The sequence below is a fragment of the Evansella halocellulosilytica genome, assembly GCF_002335745.1.
In the GTDB taxonomy this organism is placed as follows: domain Bacteria; phylum Bacillota; class Bacilli; order Bacillales; family Salisediminibacteriaceae; genus Bacillus_CA; species Bacillus_CA halocellulosilytica.
Map to the genome: position 1 here is coordinate 4,955,546 of NZ_NIST01000001.1, position 19,347 is coordinate 4,974,892.

At 38.4% G+C, this 19,347-nt stretch carries 18 protein-coding genes and 3 tRNA genes; 4 read left to right on the forward strand and 17 right to left on the reverse strand.

The window, feature by feature from the left end:
- Positions 1-80: 80 nt before the first annotated feature.
- Entirely contained in the window at positions 81-1,439 is a 1,359-nt protein-coding gene (locus CD001_RS23390) for a glucose-6-phosphate isomerase (protein WP_096190005.1), read from the reverse strand.
- A 369-nt stretch (positions 1,440-1,808) separates the two neighbouring features.
- Positions 1,809-2,975 (reverse strand): iron-containing alcohol dehydrogenase, encoded by a 1,167-nt coding sequence (locus CD001_RS23395; protein ID WP_096190006.1) that lies wholly within the window; start codon positions 2,973-2,975, stop codon positions 1,809-1,811.
- A gap of 218 nt (positions 2,976-3,193) precedes the next feature.
- Between CD001_RS23395 and CD001_RS23400 the strand changes: the two genes are divergently transcribed.
- The gene (locus tag CD001_RS23400) at positions 3,194-3,421 is read left to right on the forward strand and encodes a DUF378 domain-containing protein (RefSeq protein ID WP_096190007.1); all 228 of its coding nucleotides are present in this window, start codon (positions 3,194-3,196) and stop codon (positions 3,419-3,421) included.
- Positions 3,422-3,549: 128 nt separating this feature from the next.
- Here CD001_RS23400 and yugI read toward each other — a convergent pair whose 3' ends face one another.
- Positions 3,550-3,972, reverse strand: a complete 423-nt coding sequence (gene yugI / locus CD001_RS23405) for a S1 domain-containing post-transcriptional regulator GSP13 (protein WP_096190008.1) — start codon at positions 3,970-3,972, stop codon at positions 3,550-3,552.
- A 209-nt stretch (positions 3,973-4,181) separates the two neighbouring features.
- Between yugI and CD001_RS23410 the strand changes: the two genes are divergently transcribed.
- Positions 4,182-5,543 (forward strand): sodium-dependent transporter, encoded by a 1,362-nt coding sequence (locus CD001_RS23410; RefSeq protein WP_096190009.1) that lies wholly within the window; start codon positions 4,182-4,184, stop codon positions 5,541-5,543.
- A 187-nt stretch (positions 5,544-5,730) separates the two neighbouring features.
- Here CD001_RS23410 and CD001_RS23415 read toward each other — a convergent pair whose 3' ends face one another.
- Together CD001_RS23415 and CD001_RS23420 are read right to left on the reverse strand one after the other, a co-directional pair.
- Positions 5,731-6,918 (reverse strand): aminotransferase, encoded by a 1,188-nt coding sequence (locus CD001_RS23415; protein WP_096190010.1) that lies wholly within the window; start codon positions 6,916-6,918, stop codon positions 5,731-5,733.
- Positions 6,915-7,409: an Lrp/AsnC family transcriptional regulator gene (locus CD001_RS23420; RefSeq protein WP_096190011.1), complete on the reverse strand. Its 495-nt coding sequence runs from the start codon at positions 7,407-7,409 to the stop codon at positions 6,915-6,917. The genes CD001_RS23415 and CD001_RS23420 overlap by 4 nt, the downstream gene beginning before the upstream one ends.
- Positions 7,410-7,632: 223 nt before the next feature.
- On the opposite strand from CD001_RS23420, the gene CD001_RS23425 reads away from it, so the two are divergent.
- Positions 7,633-8,235, forward strand: a complete 603-nt coding sequence (locus tag CD001_RS23425) for a cysteine hydrolase family protein (RefSeq protein ID WP_096190012.1) — start codon at positions 7,633-7,635, stop codon at positions 8,233-8,235.
- Positions 8,236-8,512: 277 nt separating this feature from the next.
- Here CD001_RS23425 and CD001_RS23430 read toward each other — a convergent pair whose 3' ends face one another.
- The 7 genes from CD001_RS23430 to CD001_RS23460 form a co-directional block, all read right to left on the reverse strand.
- Positions 8,513-8,812, reverse strand: coding sequence for a ferredoxin family protein (locus tag CD001_RS23430; RefSeq protein ID WP_096190013.1), 300 nt, complete (start codon positions 8,810-8,812; stop codon positions 8,513-8,515).
- Entirely contained in the window at positions 8,794-10,089 is a 1,296-nt protein-coding gene (locus CD001_RS23435) for an FAD-dependent oxidoreductase (RefSeq protein WP_096190014.1), read from the reverse strand. The genes CD001_RS23430 and CD001_RS23435 overlap by 19 nt, the downstream gene beginning before the upstream one ends.
- Positions 10,082-11,122, reverse strand: a complete 1,041-nt coding sequence (locus CD001_RS23440) for an electron transfer flavoprotein subunit alpha/FixB family protein (protein ID WP_096190740.1) — start codon at positions 11,120-11,122, stop codon at positions 10,082-10,084. The genes CD001_RS23435 and CD001_RS23440 overlap by 8 nt, the downstream gene beginning before the upstream one ends.
- The gene (locus CD001_RS23445; protein WP_096190015.1) at positions 11,115-11,951 is read right to left on the reverse strand and encodes an electron transfer flavoprotein subunit beta/FixA family protein; all 837 of its coding nucleotides are present in this window, start codon (positions 11,949-11,951) and stop codon (positions 11,115-11,117) included. Before CD001_RS23445 ends, CD001_RS23440 begins: the two co-directional genes overlap by 8 nt.
- A 558-nt stretch (positions 11,952-12,509) precedes the next feature.
- On the reverse strand, positions 12,510-13,298 hold the full coding sequence (locus tag CD001_RS23450; protein ID WP_096190016.1) for an ABC transporter permease: 789 nt from the start codon (positions 13,296-13,298) through the stop codon (positions 12,510-12,512).
- Positions 13,295-14,200 carry an ABC transporter ATP-binding protein gene (locus tag CD001_RS23455; RefSeq protein WP_096190017.1) on the reverse strand — a complete coding sequence of 302 codons (906 nt, stop codon included), beginning with the start codon at positions 14,198-14,200 and terminating at the stop codon, positions 13,295-13,297. Before CD001_RS23455 ends, CD001_RS23450 begins: the two co-directional genes overlap by 4 nt.
- Complete coding sequence (locus CD001_RS23460; protein WP_257009921.1) at positions 14,200-14,415, reverse strand: PLD nuclease N-terminal domain-containing protein; 216 nt, start codon at positions 14,413-14,415, stop codon at positions 14,200-14,202. The genes CD001_RS23455 and CD001_RS23460 overlap by 1 nt, the downstream gene beginning before the upstream one ends.
- 526 nt (positions 14,416-14,941) lie before the next feature.
- Between CD001_RS23460 and CD001_RS23465 the strand changes: the two genes are divergently transcribed.
- A complete protein-coding gene (locus tag CD001_RS23465) occupies positions 14,942-15,790 on the forward strand; it encodes a DUF6612 family protein (protein WP_096190018.1) in 849 nt (282 codons plus the stop codon).
- An 84-nt stretch (positions 15,791-15,874) separates the two neighbouring features.
- Here the strand turns inward: CD001_RS23465 and CD001_RS23470 are convergent, their stop codons facing one another.
- From CD001_RS23470 to CD001_RS23490, 5 genes are all read right to left on the reverse strand, one after another.
- On the reverse strand, positions 15,875-16,978 hold the full coding sequence (locus CD001_RS23470) for a serpin family protein (protein WP_096190019.1): 1,104 nt from the start codon (positions 16,976-16,978) through the stop codon (positions 15,875-15,877).
- Between the two features lie 142 nt (positions 16,979-17,120).
- Positions 17,121-18,569 carry an NADP-dependent glyceraldehyde-3-phosphate dehydrogenase gene (locus CD001_RS23475; protein WP_096190020.1) on the reverse strand — a complete coding sequence of 483 codons (1,449 nt, stop codon included), beginning with the start codon at positions 18,567-18,569 and terminating at the stop codon, positions 17,121-17,123.
- A gap of 317 nt (positions 18,570-18,886) precedes the next feature.
- A tRNA-Lys gene (locus CD001_RS23480) sits at positions 18,887-18,962 on the reverse strand.
- Positions 18,963-19,161: 199 nt separating this feature from the next.
- Positions 19,162-19,236, reverse strand: a tRNA-Glu gene (locus CD001_RS23485).
- 14 nt (positions 19,237-19,250) lie between these two features.
- Positions 19,251-19,341, reverse strand: a tRNA-Ser gene (locus tag CD001_RS23490).
- Positions 19,342-19,347: the final 6 nt, after the last annotated feature.

Here is a 19,347-nt window from a genome sequence, read left to right on the forward strand (position 1 = left end):
GGACATAAATAACGAAAACCAACTTTTCCCAGGTGCCAGGCACCTGGGAAAAGTTGGTTTTTCTATAATTATAATTTGTCTTATTTATCATTCAAGCGCTTTTCAAGCTGTGCTTTTTGTTCTTCAAATCCTGGTTTTCCGAGGAGCGCGAACATGTTCTTTTTGTATGCTTCTACACCTGGCTGATCAAATGGATTGACGCCGAGCAAGTACCCGCTCACTGCACACGCCTTTTCAAAGAAGTACACTAAATATCCGAAGTGATATTCATTTAATTCTGGAATATTTAGAATGAGGTTCGGTACACCGCCATCTAAGTGAGCAAGTAACGTTCCTTCGTACGCTTTTTGATTAACAAATTCCATTGTTTCGCCTGCTAAATAGTTTAAGTTATCTAAGTTATTTTCTGCTTCCTCAATTTTCACTTCTTCTTTCACTGATCCTACATGTAACACGGTTTCAAATAAATCACGGCGTCCATCTTGCACATATTGTCCTAGTGAATGAAGATCTGTTGAGAAATCAGCTGACGCTGGGAAAATCCCTTTTTGGTCCTTCCCTTCACTTTCCCCGTATAGCTGCTTCCACCATTCTGACACATAATGAAGTGCTGGTTCATAATTGACCATCAACTCTACTGTTTTCCCTTTATTATAAAGAGCATTACGAACAGCAGCATATTGGTATGATTCATTTTCTGCTAAGTCAGCATTGCTGTATGCTTCACGCGCATCTGCAGCACCTTTCATCATCGCTTCAATATTTAATCCAGTAGCTGCAATCGGTAATAACCCTACTGCTGTTAATACGGAAAAACGACCTCCGACATTATCCGGGATCACAAACGATTCATAACCTTCATCCGTTGCAAGCTGTTTTAATGCTCCTTTAGCTTGATCTGTCGTCGCATAAATACGTTTACGTGCTTCTTCAACACCGTATTTTTTCTCAACATATTCACGGAAAATCCGGAAAGCAATCGCGGGTTCTGTCGTCGTTCCTGACTTTGAAATGACATTGAGTGAGACATCTTTTCCTTCAATTATTTGAAGTAAATGCTTGACGTATGTTGAGCTAATATTGTTTCCGACATAATAAATTTGCGGAGCGTTACGATCCTCTTTTTTCAAATCATTGTAAAACGTATGTTGAAGTGCTTCAATCGCAGCACGGGCACCTAAATAGGAGCCGCCAATTCCAATAACGAGCAGAACATCAGAATCGGATTTTATTTTTTCGGCTGCTTTTTGAATGCGGGAAAATTCCTCTTTATCATAATTGACAGGCAGGTCCATCCAACCTAAAAATTCGTTTCCTGCGCCACTACCAGTATGTAATGCTTCATGAGCCACTTTGATAGCATCAGTCATATAATCTAGTTCATGTTGGGATACAAAAGCCGATGCTTTTGAATAATCAAATGATAACGTTTTTGTCATCGGTACATCTCCTCCATTTATACGATCTAGTTCCCACTCTTCACTTTATTAAAAGCGTCTCGATTAATCAAGCTGAATCATAAATGTAAACGCATCCAATTAAAAATTATTGTTTATAAAAATAAGTAAACAATACGTAAGTAATAAAAAGTTCATACAAGTGTTGGTCAAACTGATGATGAAGGTCTAATTGGTACACACTTCCTGACAGTCGTTTTCCAATCTCAACTTGTTAATCATACATAATACGGACTCGAAGATTATTTCGGACCTCAATAAAAAGGCTCAAACACATCATGTCTGTGCAGAGCCTTTTTTTGTGGACGATGTTGTCATTATGCACGATTTAACATCGAGCTACGATGGTTGTTACAGGGAAGCTTTTAATATTGCAAGTACGTCTTCTTTATTCAACTTATTAAAGTTACCGAATGATCCATTTGCCATTGCTTTGTCAGCCATCGTATCGAGCTGGCTGCCATCGATATTGTAATCCGCTAATTTGCTCGGTGCACCTAAACTAGACCAAAACTGTTCAAGACGTTGGATGCCTTCTTCAGCAATTTCTTCGTTTGATTTTCCTTGCGGATCTATTCCCCAGACGCGGACAGCTAAGTTAACAAGTTTTTGTTCCCCTAATTGTTTATGATATCTCATCCATTGAGGGAAGAGGATTGCCAAACCGCCGGCATGAGGAATGTCATATACAGCAGAAACAGCGTGTTCGATATTATGTGATGCCCAGTCTCCACGAGTTCCCATTTGTAACGTTCCGTTTAACGCAATCGTGCCTGAGTAAAGAATCGTTTCCCGGAGTTCAACGTCTTCGAGATTTTTAAGTAATTTCGGACCAGCTTCAATGACCGTTTTTAATACGGCTTCACACATATGCTCTTGAAGTGGTGTGTTTGTCTGCTGATGGAAATATTGTTCGAATACGTGTGACATCATATCTACGATTCCGTACACCGTATGGTCTTTCGGAACAGTCACGGTATTTTTTGGATCTAAAATCGAGAATTTTGGAAATACAAGTGGGCTTCCCCAACCGTATTTTTCATGTGTTTCCCAGTTTGTAATAACAGAGCCTGAGTTCATCTCTGACCCAGTCGCAGCCAATGTTAAAATCGTTCCAAAAGGAAGAGAACCTTCTACTGGCGCCTTTTTTGTCACTAAATCCCAAGCATCACCATTATATTTTGCACCTGCGGCAATTGCTTTCGTACAATCGATCACACTTCCCCCGCCAACTGCTAACAGGACTTCGATCCCTTCTGACTTACAAAGGTCAACCCCTTTATGTACGGTAGATAACCTTGGGTTCGGTTCAACACCTGGTAATTCATGAACGTCAAAATCGCCCTCTTTCAGTAATCCGGTCACTTCTTCATAAAGACCGTTTCGTTTTATACTACCACCGCCATAAACGAGCAGCACTTTTTTTCCGTAAGCTGATAATTGATCGATTAGTTGTTCTTTCACTTGTCCTTGTCCAAAAATTAATCTTGTTGGATTTTGGTAAATAAAGTTATCCAATTGGAACAACTCCTTATTCGTTAATTTAATGTTCATTCTATATTATCTCGCACGACAACGGAAAAAATCAAAAGAAAGGCTTCGATAGAATGGTGAAGGTTTGAAAACTTTTTTCCTAAACGATGAATAAAGTTTGCATAGAAATATCATTCTAAAATCAGGAGCTTGTTTTTGCTTCTGTTTTACGATTTTACCCCTTATAAGGAGGTGAGGAGTGCATGAGCGGTATACAACGAACAGCCCTTGTACTTGCGATTATCGGAGCGATCAACTGGGGATTAATTGGCTTTTTCCGTTTTGACCTTGTAGCTGCGATTTTTGGTGGACAAGCCGCTGGATTTTCCCGCTTCATCTATGCCATTGTCGGATTGGCAGGGTTATATTGTATCTCCATCTTATTTAAACCAGATGAAGAGTTAGAACGAAGTCCAGAGCCTCAACGATAAGATGGTCACATCACTCTTTCAGTTTAGATGAAACCATTCGAATGATTCCATTCGAACTGAAAAAAAGAAAGGGGCAGCTCATTGAGTGAGCTGCCTCTTTGCCGTTTCAGTAATTGGACTGAAGCCGTTTATTTTTTGATGCGTTTGTTAAGATCTTGTTGGATCTCATTAGATTGTTTTAACCAGCCTTTAAGCTTCTCTTCAAGCGTGTTAAAACCTTGCGCTTGCTGTTGTTCTTGGCGCTTTCCTCCACCACTTTGACGCTTTGGACGGTCTTGACGCTCACGACGCTCTTGTCCTTCTGGCTTAGGCTGTGTTTCACGGATAGAAAGTGAAATTTTACCTGATTCTTCGTCTACAGAAAGAATCTTTACTTTCACTTCGTCACCGACAGAAAGATGTTCATTAATATCTTTTACATAACCATGAGCAATGTGGGAAATATGAACAAGACCTTGCTTTTGATCGTCTAATGCTACAAATGCACCAAACGGCTTAATACCAGTCACTTTACCTTCAACGATACTACCTACTTCGTATTGACTTGACATGAAAACAACTCCTAACTATTTATTAACTCAACAATTATATCATATGTTAGCCTAGGTGACAAAAAACGTTGACAATTTATCCAACAAAATTATATAAGTATGGATAGGCCTTTCTGCCTTCTTTCGACATTTCTTCGTTTGACATTAATAATGCAACGCTTTATAGTAATGAAATATCCTAAAAGTCTTATTTAAAAGGAGGGAATTATATGGGACAAAAGCAAGAACAATGGACCTCAAAGCTGGGCTTTATTTTAGCAGCAGCTGGATCAGCGATCGGACTAGGAGCAATTTGGAAGCTTCCTTACGTTGCTGGAACTAGTGGTGGTGGAGCTTTCTTTTTAATTTTTCTATTATTCACTATCTTCCTCGGTCTTCCATTGTTATTAGCTGAGTTTACAATTGGCAGGCATACACAAAAAGAAGCGATTTCAGCTTACCGAACGATTGCACCAGGAAGCTTCTGGCACTGGATCGGGAAACTAGGTGTAAGTACATCTTTTCTATTGCTTTCTTTTTACAGTGTGGTTGGCGGTTGGATTGTTATCTACTTGTCAAGAGCCTTCACTGAAGGGGTACAAGGTAGAGAGGTTGAACAGTTCGGCCAAATGTTTGAGGAAACAATTAGTAACCCCTATTTAGTGCTATTTGCACATTTTATTTTTATTGTAATGACGATATTAGTCGTCCAAGGCGGGGTACAAAAAGGGATCGAACGTTTTTCTAAAATAATGATGCCGGCTTTATTTATCCTATTTTTAGTCATTGTTATCCGATCCGTCACGTTAGAAGGATCTATGGAAGGCATTCAATTTTTCCTTATGCCTGACTTTTCATCATTAACAGGAGAAACCGTTCTTTTTGCACTTGGACAAGCCTTTTTCTCGCTAAGCTTAGGGGTCTCGATTATGGTCACATACAGCTCCTATTTAAAATCTGGAGAGAGTTTGCCAAGATCAGCTGTGTCCATTGTCGGACTCACGATATTCATCTCAATTCTTGCAGGTTTAGCGATATTCCCTGCTGTCTTTTCATTCGGTCTAGAGCCAGCAGAAGGTCCGCCACTTATATTTATCGTATTGCCTGCTGTATTTAGCAGTATTCCATTTGGGAATTTATTCTTCATTTTATTTATGTTCTTATTGTTATTTGCAACATTAACTTCAGCCTTTTCGCTATTAGAGTTGGTAGTTGCATCCATTACGAAAAATGAAGAAGGCAAGCGAAGAAAAACTGCTTGGGTAGCTGGATTACTCATTTTTGTTATGGGGATTCCATCTGCATTATCATTCGGAGTCATGAGTGATATAAGCTTTTTCGGAATGTCATTCTTTGACTTAATGGATTTTATCGTCAGTAATATCATGTTACCGTTAGGAGCTTTACTCATTGCGATCTTTACACCACTGAAGCTTAAAAAAGATGCACTTTACGAAGAAATGAGAAAAGGATCGACATTTAAAAGGACGGTTTTTGATGTATGGTATGTGCTGCTGAAATATGTTACACCAATAGCCATTATTATCGTTTTCTTACACGTACTCGGTCTGTTTGACCTTATTCTACAATAGAAAGCCAAAATTAATCCAAAATATTCCAGGTGCCAGGCACCTGGAATATTTTTGTTATTTATCACTCAATGATTTTTTTTGTATAACATGATAGCTCGGGGGACATACTTATGTTGTATACAACCTAGTATTCCCCCTTTCGGCAAAGTGTCTGCTCGACTCGACACTTTGCTTTTTATTTTGTTATCTATGACGTTCTCATACTTGTTAACAGCTGGTCGATTCGTTCGATTGCTTCTTCGAGCTGACTCATTGATGTTGCGTATGAGCAACGTAAATGTCCTTCTCCACCGAGTCCAAACACATTTCCGGGTACAGCTGCAACTTGTTTCTCTAATAATAGTTTCTCTGCAAATTGTTCAGATGTTAATCCGGTTGATTTAACGGAAGGAAACGCATAAAATGCTCCTCCAGGTGTATGACAGTCAAGCCCGATTTCCCGTAACGATTTAACAAAGAAATTTCTCCGCTGTCGGTAGCTCACAATCATTTCGTCCATTTCATCTTTGCCGTTTAATAATGCTTCTAATGCAGCATATTGTGCCATTGTAGAAGCACACATCATCGAATATTGATGGATCTTTAACATTTCCTTAGAGTAAGGTTCTGGTGCTGCGATAAACCCGACACGCCATCCGGTCATAGCAAATGATTTTGAAAAGCCCGAAATTAAAATTGTCCTCTCCCACATCTCATCAAGTGCCGGGATGCTCATATGCTTATGATCATACGAAAGCTCCGCATAAATCTCATCAGAATAAACAACTAAGTCATATTTGTGTATGACTTTTGCGATTTGCGCCAATTCCTCTTTGTCCATCGTCGCTCCAGTCGGATTATTCGGATAAGAAATTAACACCGCTTTTGTCTTCGGTGTGATCCTTGCCTCTAACTCATCTGGCAAAACTTTAAAGTCATCCTCAATTTTCGTTGGGACTGCGACAGGTACCCCACCTGCTAACGAAACGAGCGGTGCGTACGAGACAAAACAAGGTTCTACAATTAACACTTCATCACCTGGATTGATCGTCGAGCGAATCGCCAAATCAATCCCTTCACTAGCTCCAACTGTAACAATAATTTCACTTTCAGGACGATACTTTGTAAAAAAACGTTTCGATAAATAATCAGCTATTGCTTCCCGAAGTTCAATCATCCCAGCATTTGCCGTATACGATGTATGCCCTTTTTCCAATGAAGCAATACTCGCTTCCGTAACATTCCATGGAGTGGAAAAATCAGGCTCACCTACACCTAGGGAAATTACATGATCCATTGAAGATGCTAAGTCAAAAAAGCGGCGAATCCCTGATGGTTTAATTTGTTTAACCGCTTTTGAAAGGTGAGGTTTATGAACGCTTTTAGATTGTGTCATGGTGAAACCACAATCCGTTGATCATGATCACCATCATCAAAAACTACGCCATCATGCTTATATTTTTTTAACTGGAAGTGTGTCGTAGTAGAAATGACTGAATCAAGCGTCGATAATTTCTCTGAAACAAAACGTGCAATTTCAGACATCGTATTTGCTTCAATAACGACTGATAAATCATATGTACCAGACATTAAATATAAAGCCTTCACTTCTTTAAATTTATATATTCGTTCCGCTACACCATCAAAGCCTACTCCTCGTGTCGGTGTAACTTTCACATCAATCATCGCCGTAACACGTTCATTTGGGACTACTTTATTCCAATCAACAACAGCTGCATAACCTAAAATAATTTTCTTTCTCTCTAAATTTTCAAGCATCGTTTCGACATCATTTGTTGGTAGATCAAGCATTTTTCCAAGCTTTTCAGCTGGCAGCCGCCCTTCTTTTTCCACTAATTGAAGTAACTCTTTTTCTCTTTCTGTCATCGGTCATCTCTCCTCTAGTTTGTGAATCGTTCGAAAGGGGAAACTAATGATAAGTATTGTACACAATGATCTGTCATTGTACTAGGGACAATTGTTTTACTTTTATTTTAACGTTTACAGAAATAAGTACGACAAGTGTTTCCTATCCAATCCTTTCTGTTACATATTTTACATGACTAACTGCTGATGATATACCTATAGTTTTAAAAAGGAGCACACCAAAATGAGTGAAAACACAAATCCTCACGTCGTTGAATATGAGCATGTCGCATTATTATTAATAGACGTCATTAATGACTATAATTTTGAAGATGGGGAAAAATTGTTAGAACATGCCAAACCGATGACACAAAAGATCGCATTATTAAAAAAACGGGCAAAAGTTCTTAATATCCCGGTATTATACATCAATGATAATTATGGTCGCTGGCAATCTGATTTTGCCAAACTCGTTGAACATTGTAAAAGAAAGGAAAGCCGTGGTAAAGACATTGTACAATTAATCGAACCTGACGATGATGACTACTTTGTACTAAAGCCGCAGTTTTCTGCATTTTACTTAACTCCGTTAGAGCTGTTGTTAGACTATTTGAACGTAAAGTCGTTAATCATTACGGGGGCGGCTGGAAATATGTGTGTTCAGTTTACAGCTAATGATGCTTATATGCGTGGGTACAAACTTTATTTACCGCAAGACTGTATTGCCTCAAATGAGAAAGACGATAATGTAAAAGCTATAGATCTGATGGAAAAGGTGCTTAAAGCTGACACTACACCTTCTGAGCAACTGGATTTAGAAAAAATAAAATACGAATGGCGGAATTAGTTTTAAACGCTTTTGCCATTCGTCTATTAGTAAATCTGAATTTTCAATCATTTTCCAAACCTATTTACTCTAAAAAGAAGTTCAGCTATAATTCCTATAAAGATAGAGTTATATCATTACTTTGCCATATCTTCCACACTTTTTATAGCCCTCAAGGAGCCCATTCCTCGAGGGCATATTTTTCAATTACATATACGATATCCCGCTTCATTTCTTCCTCACTTGAGCCGATTCTGTCAGTACGGCATCTTCTAGAAAGAGTAAAAGCACTTTTTCTTTACGCAAGTCGGAATACGATTCCATGTCCGCCTTTTGGATACTCCCATTTAATATTGTCAAACTTACAGCCGATTCTGCAGCTCCCACACTCGTGACAGCCTTCAAACCCGACAAACATCCGATCGACTTCCCACTTATAAACTTCTGCCGGACAAAAAATCGTACAGTCTTTATCAGGGCAGTGATTTTTACATACATCATGATCTTTAATCTCTAAGTGTGACTTTTCATCACACCGAAAACGGACGAGATACTGCTTTTCTTCAACCGTTTTTGCCATTATTTCATCACCCTCCATGCGCGATATAAATCTTTTGCAACGCTAAACTTACCTCTTCCCGATGTGAAGTCCTTCACAATCTTCTTTTGCTTTTCCCGTTTTGACGTCCCGTCAACAGTAAAGAACGCATTCATCGCCTTATTCATAAGAGGAACATATTCTTCAAAATATTGAGGGTTTTCTTCAAAAGTATGTGTGGCATCTTTATATTTCTTCAAATCTTTACCGATAAAGCTGTCATATAAATTCGTTCGATACGAATCCAGTGTTCGTTCTGTAAATTCTCCAAGATCTTTTGCTTTTATAATTGTTTCTGCAGCCATTTTCCCTGAGGACATTGCCATGTTCGATCCTTCACGATGGATTGCGTTAACAAGCTGTGCCGCATCCCCTGCTACTAATACGCCATTCCCTACAAGCTTAGGAATTGATTTGTAACCACCTTCAGGGATCAAGTGAGCTAAATATTCTTGCGTCTCACTTCCATCAATATACGGTTTGACCATTGGGTGGTTTTTCACATACTCTAACAATTCGTACGGCTTCACCTTTTTCTTAATCATCCCTGATAATGTCGTCCCTACACCGAGATTGAGACTGTCGATGTTCGTATACAGAAATGCCGTTCCAAGAAGCCCCTGCGTCGAATCACCGAATATTTCAATTGATACTCCTTCCTTATCACCGACGTTAAAACGTTCATTAATCGTTTTTTTCGGAAGTTTTAAAACTTCCATGACCGTTAACGCGACTTCATCAGGCTTCCATTCCTTGTGAAACCCTATCTGTTTTGCTAGCAATGAGTTTACACCGTCAGCTAGGACTACGACATCTGCATACAATTCACCATTTGGTCGATCCGTCCGTACACCAATTACACAGTCATCTTCTACAATACATTCTGTGACAACGGTTTCATTTATTAATATAGCTCCTTGCTCTACTGCTTTTGAAGCAAACCATTTATCAAATTTCGCTCGCAACACTGTGAAGTTATTAAACGGTTCTTTCCCCCATTCCAAACCTTTATAACTCGTCGTTACCATCGACTCTTTATCTAAAAACCAAAATCGTTGTTCAACAACTGGACGCTCTAACGGGGCTTCCTTCCAAAACTCTGGAATGATTTCTTCCATCTGTTTTCTATATAATATTCCCCCCATCACATTTTTGGCACCGGGATATTCACCTCGTTCAATCAGTAACACATTCAATCCATTTTTCGCACAAGTGTAAGCACAGCTCGTTCCTGCAGGTCCTGCTCCAACAACGATAACATCAAATTTTTCAGGCATGATTCGTTACACCTCCAGCTTTGGATTCACCTTGTAAAGCTTTGCGAAATTCCTCTGTTAACAGTGGGACAATTTCAAATGCGTCTGCAACGACCCCATGATGGGCTGCTTGAAAAATAGCCGCATCCGGATCATTATTTATGGCGATAATCAATTCTGAGTTTTGCATGCCAACAAGATGTTGAATCGCTCCTGATATCCCGATTGCAATATATATTTTCGGTGTTACAGTTGCACCTGTTTGACCAACTTGATGCTCGTGTTTACAAAGTCCTGCTTCGACAACATCCCGGCTCGCTCCGACTGTTGCATTCAGGACGCTAGCAAGCTCTTTTACCATTTGAAAGCCTTTCTCATCTTTAATTCCTTTGCCTGCTGAGACAATGACATTTGCTTCTTCTAAATTTACCGCTTTTTTCGTATCTCGGACAATTTGAAGAACTTTCGTTTTTAAGCTTTCTTCTTTAATCGAAATTTGTTCTTCAATAACCTCCCCGGTCCTCCCAGGCTGGCGATCTGGTTTTGCAATGACTTTAGGTCGTACTGTTGCCATTTGAGGTACGTGCTTTTTACATAAAATTGTCGCCATAATATTCCCGCCGAATGCTGGCCTGCTTGCCTCAAACAGCCGTTTTTCTACATTGACATCGAGCAATGTTGTATCTGCTGTTAAGCCTGTTAACACTTCTGTTGCAACCGCACTTGCTAAATCTTTACCGTTCGCTGTCGCACCATACAAAAATATCTCAGGCTTGTATTTCCGTACTAAGTCGCCTACAGCTACCATATACGTTTCTGTCCGGTATTGATCGAGGATAGGGTCATCGATGACATATACTTTGTCGGCGCCGTATTCAAATACTGTTTTTGGTAATTCCTTCACGCCACTTCCTAATAAAACACCGCATAAATCAACATCTAATTTATCAGCGAGATCTCGGCCTGCACGTAACAGCTCGATTCCAACATCAACAATTTGACGGTCTCTCTGTTCAATGAAAACCCAGACACCTCTGTACTCATCTTTATTCATCATTTTCCTGACCACCCTTCACTTCAAAAAGTTCCCTTTGTTCCATCAAAATGTTGAACACAGCCTCCGATTGCTGTTCAGCACTTCCTTGAATCATTGTAGCCCCTTTGCTTTTTTCAGGTGGCCACATCTTCCCTACAATGGTCGGTGAGCCTTTTAATCCGAGCTGTTTAATATTAACGTCATCTAAGTCATCAACGGTCCAAACAATCGGTGAGTATCTCGCAGCACGCAGCATATTTGGGAGGGGAGAGTAAGCTACTTCATTAATTTCCTTTTCAATCGTTAATAAGCATGGGAGCGTTGACTGGATTCTTTCATACCCGTTTTCTATTTTTCTTCTTACGATAATTTGTCGCTCTGCTTTATCGACCTCTTCCACTTTTATAACACTTGTAAGCGGCGGTATTTCCATTCTTCTAGCAACTCCGGGGCCTGTTTGTCCGGTATCACCATCAATGGCATGTTTTCCGCATAAAACTAAATCAATCTCATCTAGCTTCCTAAGTTTTTCAATCGCCTTATACAACGCATAACTAGTAGCAAGTGTATCTGCACCAGCAAAACGCCTGTCAGAGATGAGATAGCCTTCGTCCGCTCCTATTTCTACACATTTTTTGATAGCTTCCCTTGCTTGAGGCGGTCCCATTGACAAAACAGTCACTTTTCCTTCATGAATTTCTCTTAGGCGAACAGCTTCTTGGACAGCGTGTGCGTCATAAGGATTTAAAATAGCTGGTGCACTCGAGCGGTCAAGTGTATTCGTCTTTGGATTAATTTTAATGATTTTCGTATCTGGAACTTGCTTAATACATACGAGAATATTCATTACATTCCTACACCTCTTTCTCCTTGACATTCCATTTGTGAATATATTCACTTACATAACGAGACAGTTATTTTTGTTCAACGCTTCACGTAATCACGGAAAATTTTTTTGCGGGACAATTACGTACTTATATGATGTGAGCAGCAAATGGTTCATGAAGCTAAAAGTTTGATGTGAAGCGATTACATGTACAAGTATCTCCTCCCTTTCAAGAGCAAATGCCTATAAGTGCTTTCTATCTTATATGCTGTTCTCTCTTAAAATGAAAGTGATTTTCACTTTTATTTTTTGAAGTAAAATGTTTCTCAGCTTGCTCCTATCTTCTACTTTTTATATGAATATGTGGGACCTTGAATATTGATGCTACTTAGTTCAGGATGTTCTCAGAAAAGCTGAAAGAATCGGCAATAGAGGGCAACAAAGCGAAGTAATGATTAAGAGAAAGACTCAAAAAACGGGTATATCCGTAACGTGGAAAGCGTCCGGAGTTAGCTTTCAAATTACCTTAAAGAGTAAAAAAAGGTTGTCCTCAATATACATTTGGACAACCCTCTTCCTTTATGTTGTATGAATAGCCATCTCTTTTCGCTGAAAAAAGTAGCTAGTTAAAGAGATCATCGCGAAGATGATAATAAACGTTGTCATCATATTTAGAAGGAAGTTTTCTCCCACTGCACCTGTCTGAAACAGCAATTGCGTGTGATTCATTAACATTCCTGGTGACCATTTCATCAGATCTGGAGTTAAACTACTTAATAAGCTAATGGTCACAGTTATACCTATACTTAAAAATGCGGTTGCTGCTGTACTTTTCAGCAATGCACTTAAACAGAGGACGAGCGTTATAATAAAGAAAACCCAAACACTATATACAAGGGCTCCTTTTATAACAAAGACAGCTGCTACTCGTTCTATTAGTAAGAACGTATAATAAACAGACAAGCTAAAGCCTAAAATATAAGAACTAAGTGATAACAAAGTTATATGAGCCCATTTCGCTGTTAAGTAAGACACGTAAGAAACAGGCTTAACGAGCACCATAATGATGCTACCATTGTTTCGTTCTGATGCGACTGTCCCCATAAATGCCAGCACGATTACGAGAAAGCCAATTTGACTAAACTGACCTAATGTTTCCGAGAGGACTTGAGCTCCTGAAGGGACAGGAATATTGATCACTGTATCTTCCGGCAATCCGCCAAACTGTTCAATGATATCTGGTAAAAAATAAGTAGTTACAGGTTGCATGATCCCTAACAATAAAAAGACGAGCGGAATCCATAACCATTTGAAATTTCTCAACGACTCTTTCCATTCTTTTTTGAATAATGTCATCCATTGGCTCATGATTGTGTCACCCTCATAAATAAATCTTCTAATGTTGTTTTTACAACTTCAAACTTTAATAATTTTAATTGCTGAAGGTTTTCATCTGCTAACAATATTGACCTTGCCTCATCTATATCTTTGACAGTCAAGGTCATTTTCTTCTCTTCTACATTCATGTGTCTTACCCATTCAGCTTTTTTTATCGTTCTTGCCCAATCTTGAAGCGGATTTTCTGTTTCTATATAAAATGTCGGCTTCTGATATTCATTTTGTAATTCATGAAGATTCCCTTCGACGATAATTTTCCCATGTTTCATAATAAAGATTTCCTCACACACTTCCTCTGCATCATGAAGTACGTGAGTGGAAAAAAGAATCGATGTTTTTTCTTTTAACTTCTTCATTAAGTTCAGCACTTCTCTGCGTCCAATCGGGTCCAATGCCGAAACAGGCTCATCAAGAATAATCAGTTTCGGATCATGGACGAGCGCTTGCGCGATACCTAACCTTTGTTTCATTCCACCAGAGTAACCTTGTATTCTTTTTTTCTTTGCTTCTGTGAGCCCGACAAGCTCTAACAGTTCTTCACTTTTTTCTTTTGATGCCTGTGCTGATTTTCCTGCTAACTCCCCTGAAAAAATGATGTATTCTTCTCCAGTCATCCAGCCGTAAAATTTCGGATATTGAGGTAAATAACCAATATATTGCCGGCGATCTCCTGTATAGCGACGGTCAAACGTTATCCTCCCTCTAGTCGGTCTCATTAACCCTGTCACCATATTTAATGTCGTTGATTTTCCCGCTCCATTCGGACCTAAAAGAGCTGTACAAACTCCTTCTTTTATTGAAAGGTTTATGTTCTCTACCGCCAAAGACCCTTTAAATGACTTAGATAAATTCTCCGTTACGATTAAACTCATTAATCATTTCTCCTCCCAAAAATAAAATAAAGAATAGGTCCGAGGAAATTAATAAAAACGATCACTAAAATCCAAACCCATTGTGGGCCATTCGTCTTGTTATGCTTAAAACAATCAATGAATGCAACAACCATTAATATGAATTGAATAACAAAAACAGGTGCAACTAAAGCCCATGGAACCCTTGCCAAACTATTTAAAATTTCATCTAGCACAAATATCCCCCTTTTCCCGCTCATCATTACGTACAGACATTTACTTGAAAAGTTCATATTTTCATCCCTTTCCTTTCTACGTCAAAGCCCGACAATAGTTTCATCACTCCTCAAAAATGTTCACAAAATTGTCACGGACCTGGTCCGTGACAATTTTATTTCTAGGCTTGACTTCTTAAAAGTTACAGATATGACTACTAATTTTCCTGAAATGAGTCAAAAGAGTTCTTTCTTTTTGCTCATTTAATGGTAAAATGGATATTAATTGGCATTCCCTTTTTTATCTATGCGATTAAAGATGAATAAAATTATCTAGCCACTTGTATGTTATATAATCCTACATTTATTAATATTCCTGGCTACAAACGTTAAATAATCGTTTCATAGATTAAAAACAAAATAGATTAATTTTTGTAAGACACACATACTATGAAAACAGGAAACGTAATTGGGAACCATTTTCATCTTTAAACGTACTTATAAACGGGACTTATTTTGATGCTAAATATATTTTTGGAGGGTATTTATGAAAAAGAGTATGATGATCATCGCCGCATCATTAATGACGTTAATGGTTGCGTGTAACGATGAAGAAGTATCACAAAACGTAGAATCTGTATTAAACGATTCAATTGATGCAATGGAAGAGTTATCAAGCTATTCAATGAAAGTGGACTCAACCCAAAGTATGGTTGTCGAAGAGGAATCAATGGATATTGAATCATCAATTGAGATGGACTTACTTCTTGAACCTTTAACATTATTCCAAAAAACTTCCTTTGACCTTGGCGATATGGGCATGGGAATGGATATGTCATTAGAATATGACTCATATTTTTCTGAAGAAGAAGGCTTTTTTATGCAAGATCCATTTGCAAATGAATGGGCTAAATTTTCAAACACAGTGATGGATGAAATGATGGAAGAGGCGTTAGCTCTATCTGATGCACAATTAAGCCCTGAAGAGCAGCTTAAGCCATTCAAAGAATACATTTCCGATTTAAGCATTATAGAAGAAGAGGACCATTATGTGATTAGTTTAAAAGGTGAAGGCGCAGACATGTCAGCATTCGCAGAACAAATTTCAACAATGGCTGGAGAAGGTATGGATGAACTTTTCGAAGACATTTGGAATGATATGGAAATCCATGCTTTAGAATATGAAATCTTTATTGATAAAGAGACATATTATCAAACGGAAGCAAACGTATATATGGAAATGACAATGAATATTGAAGAAGAATCAATGACTTTGGAACAAACCTCTCATATGATCTTAAGCCAGTTTAATGAATTAGATGATCTACAAATTCCAGAAGAAGTTTTAGAAAACGCCGAAGAAATTAGCGACGAAGGCTTCTTAGGGGAATTTTAATGTTAAAAAGTGCTAGGTTTTCTCCTGGAATCTTTGGAGTTGCCTAGCACTTTTCTTTTTTATTATGAATTTTCTACGACCTATTTAATCCAATTTAACGACATGACCTTGAAAAATGTTCACACCTGTTAACTTGTGACGCACACGAAAAAGAAACGGACGATTAAATTGTAAGCTCTTTTCATCTATTGGCATAGACTCACCTCTTACACCTATAGAAGTAGCAGCTGCTGCCTCAATGCCTTCCTCGTTTATTTCAATATAAGAGATGTGCTTTACTTCATTCATAAACAAATGTGTTGCCCCGGCAACCATCTTCGATAAGTCTGCCTCCTCTGAATGAAATGCAGCTTTCATTCCTAACTTCTTCAATGGTTCATTTAAAACCCATTCAGTACATATATTAAATTTAGGGATAAATAAAGATATATACTCCTTTTCATGTGGAACTAGCCAGTGTAATGCTCCTTTACTTAGTTTCTCTATTACAGTTTTAAGCTCGATTCCTTTAGTCGGTAATAACAAATCCATTTCATACTGACCATCACCATAAGACAAGCTTACAGATTCATATTCGTCCGATTTTAAATAAGGAATAAGCTCTGTTTTTCCCATAAATGGAACATAACTTTCTTCTCCATCAACTGAGATAAATAACTTGTTAGCTGTCATATACGGTTCGAACGGATAACTCCACTTCCCTTTAAAATAAACAATATTTAATAATAACAACAGGATATCTTCATCTAGATGGTCAATGATATGATCAATATAACCTTCTGTCTCTTCTTTTATCCAATGATTTACTTTCTTAACTTTAGTTAGAATATCTAATTTTGCTTCATAATACTGAGACACACCCTCGACAAAACCATCACAAAATGAAACCCCATCTTTCCCCCAGATCGAATTGGCAATTTTCATTTTTACGTATTGACCTTCCAACTGAAGTACATTTAATAACCTTTTATGCACCTCATGAACATCATCTTGAAAATCAACTGCTTGAAGGACATGCAACATCTCCTCGCAAGTTTTCCCTGCTGTACCACTCGATGTCATTGATAATGCTGCATGTATACTATAAGGACTAAACACATGATTTACATCTTTATTAATAAGCATCTCGTAAAGCATCTGGCCAAAACGATTCATACGATCCGAATACTCATTATTCATATTAGCCATTTACACTTCACCTCTTTAAAAGCTAACAAATTTCCTTCCCTATAAAATATGACTCACATAGGTAGACATGACAATATATGTATAAATTGACTCTTCTGTATGTAAAAAATCCCCTTTCCGCAAACCGAAAAGGGGACTTACATTATGAAAAGTTTAACACTGTTACTTTATCACGGAGCATAGAATCAATACTTCGACCAATACCTTGAACACCTAATCCTGACTGTTTCACACCTAAGAATGGGAAATGATCTGGTCCGCGTGATGTTTTACCGTTAATTTGAACTGTACCTACATGAAGCTTTTCTGCAATTGCGAAAGCATTCTCAATATCTTTCGTAAAAATACTTGCTTGCAATCCGTACTTATTTTGTTTCTCTAAACGAATTGCTTCAAACTCACTGTTTATTCTCATAATCGGAATAACTGGTCCGAATTGTTCTTCCCAAGCAACATCCATGTCCTCTGTTACATTGTCCAAAACCGTTGCTCCTAATAAGTTACCATCCCGGACACCTTCAGAAATCACACTTGCCCCTTTGGACTTAGCGTCTTCAATTAAATTGACCACAAATTGTGCTGATTTCTCATTAATCATTGGGGTTATATTAGCACTTTCACTCGCTTTTCCAACAGTTAATGAGTCGACTTCCTCTTTAATCAGTGACGCTAACTCATCAGCTACACTGTCCATAACTATAACACGTTTAATCGCTGTACAACGCTGCCCAGAATAGCTTAATGCTCCACTGACAATTTCTTTAGCTGCTTTCTTTAAATCAGCATCTTCTAATACGATTGCCGGGTCTTTCCCACCAAGCTCCAATACTACTGGAATCATTGAAGCTTTCTGTGCAATATGTTGGCCAGTATCTGTGCCACCTGTAAATGAGATCATATCGATTTTCTCATGCTGAACAACATAATCTCCAATAACTGAGCCGCGTCCCGTTACTGTATTTAATACGCTTTGAGGTAACCCAGCTTTAACTAACGCTTTAATCATTAATAATCCGCTAATGGCACCTTGAGTTGCAGGTTTAAAAATGACAGTATTTCCTGTAATTAATGCAGGAGCAATTTTTGCAGCTGCTAAATTAACTGGATAATTAAATGGGGAAATAGCTAATACAACTCCGTGAGGAACTTTATCAACGATTGCTTTCGTTGCGTTTTTCCCGCCAGGAAAGGAACCACCTTGCATAAATCCTCCAGCCACACGAAGACCTTCTTCAGCAGTATATCTCACTAATTCAGCTGTACGTTTTACCTCTCCTTTTGCGGATGACAACGTTTTGCCTACTTCTAAATGAATCATTTCTCCAATTTCATCTGTCATTTTTTCAAGTTCGTCTGCCCAACGGTGAAGAAGCTCAGCACGATCGTTCACCTCTTGTTGAGCCCAATCTTCTTGAACATTTGCTGTATCTTGAATCGCTTGATCTACTTCTAGTTGACTCATCGCTGGAACTTGTCCAACTACTTTTTTATCGTCAGGTGAAAAAATCTGAATGACTTCTCCAGTATCACTTTCTTTCCATTCATTGTTGTGTAAAAACTTATATAATCGCTCTTCATGACATAAACTCATGTTATTCACTCCGTTTCAATAATAATAAGAACAATTTTTAATTGAACAGAGTCTATTAAAACATGTGAAAACTCTTACAAACAATTGAGATGCTCACAAAAAACAAATATTTATGATATAAATAGTCGTTTCCGCTCATATTTTGAATTGTTAAGTTAGTGATGATAGTCAAAGAATGAAGGAACAAGAGTAGATAATATAAAGGCTTATTTTTTAGTATAGTACCATTCTTTTCGGAATGATATAGAGGCGCTGGTGTTCTATTAATCTAATTTAAACAAAAATAAAAAGACCTGTGTTTATACAAGTCTAAAAAATGGTGAGCCATGAAGGACTCGAACCTTCGACCCTCTGATTAAAAGTCAGATGCTCTACCAACTGAGCTAATGGCTCGTAGCTTATTCATTTGATGCAATTTCATGCAGCTTCCGGACGATGTTTTGCTTCGACGTCTTACCTGTCTCTTCCTCTACTTGTAGTACTTTGTAGTTTCATCCGTCGAGACAACTCGTTGTTTGCTCGGTGATGTCTTGCTCGTCACTGAGCTAATGGCTCGTAGCTTATTCATTTGATGCAATTTCAAAATAATAAATGGTGACCCGTAGGGGATTCGAACCCCTGTTACCGCCGTGAAAGGGCGGTGTCTTAACCACTTGACCAACGGGCCAAAAAAAATTAAAGTGGCGGAGAAGGAGGGATTTGAACCCTCGCGCCGCTTACACGACCTACACCCTTAGCAGGGGCGCCCCTTCAGCCACTTGGGTACTTCTCCAAATAA

What these genes read in the sequence shown, in the direction of transcription:
- CD001_RS23475 (WP_096190020.1), bottom strand. Translation starts at nt 18,569, where the DNA reads ATGAGTTTATGTCATGAAGAGCGATTATATAAGTTTTTACACAACAAT.
- CD001_RS23455 (WP_096190017.1), bottom strand. Translation starts at nt 14,200, where the DNA reads ATGAGTTTAATCGTAACGGAGAATTTATCTAAGTCATTTAAAGGGTCT.
- CD001_RS23420 (WP_096190011.1), bottom strand. Translation starts at nt 7,409, where the DNA reads ATGACAGAAAGAGAAAAAGAGTTACTTCAATTAGTGGAAAAAGAAGGG.
- CD001_RS23415 (WP_096190010.1), bottom strand. Translation starts at nt 6,918, where the DNA reads ATGACACAATCTAAAAGCGTTCATAAACCTCACCTTTCAAAAGCGGTT.
- CD001_RS23430 (WP_096190013.1), bottom strand. Translation starts at nt 8,812, where the DNA reads ATGGAGGGTGATGAAATAATGGCAAAAACGGTTGAAGAAAAGCAGTAT.
- CD001_RS23445 (WP_096190015.1), bottom strand. Translation starts at nt 11,951, where the DNA reads ATGAATATTCTCGTATGTATTAAGCAAGTTCCAGATACGAAAATCATT.
- CD001_RS23400 (WP_096190007.1), top strand. Translation starts at nt 3,194, where the DNA reads ATGAGCGGTATACAACGAACAGCCCTTGTACTTGCGATTATCGGAGCG.
- CD001_RS23435 (WP_096190014.1), bottom strand. Translation starts at nt 10,089, where the DNA reads ATGCCTGAAAAATTTGATGTTATCGTTGTTGGAGCAGGACCTGCAGGA.
- CD001_RS23450 (WP_096190016.1), bottom strand. Translation starts at nt 13,298, where the DNA reads ATGAGCCAATGGATGACATTATTCAAAAAAGAATGGAAAGAGTCGTTG.
- CD001_RS23425 (WP_096190012.1), top strand. Translation starts at nt 7,633, where the DNA reads ATGAGTGAAAACACAAATCCTCACGTCGTTGAATATGAGCATGTCGCA.
- CD001_RS23470 (WP_096190019.1), bottom strand. Translation starts at nt 16,978, where the DNA reads ATGGCTAATATGAATAATGAGTATTCGGATCGTATGAATCGTTTTGGC.
- CD001_RS23390 (WP_096190005.1), bottom strand. Translation starts at nt 1,439, where the DNA reads ATGACAAAAACGTTATCATTTGATTATTCAAAAGCATCGGCTTTTGTA.
- CD001_RS23410 (WP_096190009.1), top strand. Translation starts at nt 4,182, where the DNA reads ATGGGACAAAAGCAAGAACAATGGACCTCAAAGCTGGGCTTTATTTTA.
- CD001_RS23465 (WP_096190018.1), top strand. Translation starts at nt 14,942, where the DNA reads ATGAAAAAGAGTATGATGATCATCGCCGCATCATTAATGACGTTAATG.
- yugI (WP_096190008.1), bottom strand. Translation starts at nt 3,972, where the DNA reads ATGTCAAGTCAATACGAAGTAGGTAGTATCGTTGAAGGTAAAGTGACT.
- CD001_RS23440 (WP_096190740.1), bottom strand. Translation starts at nt 11,122, where the DNA reads ATGAATAAAGATGAGTACAGAGGTGTCTGGGTTTTCATTGAACAGAGA.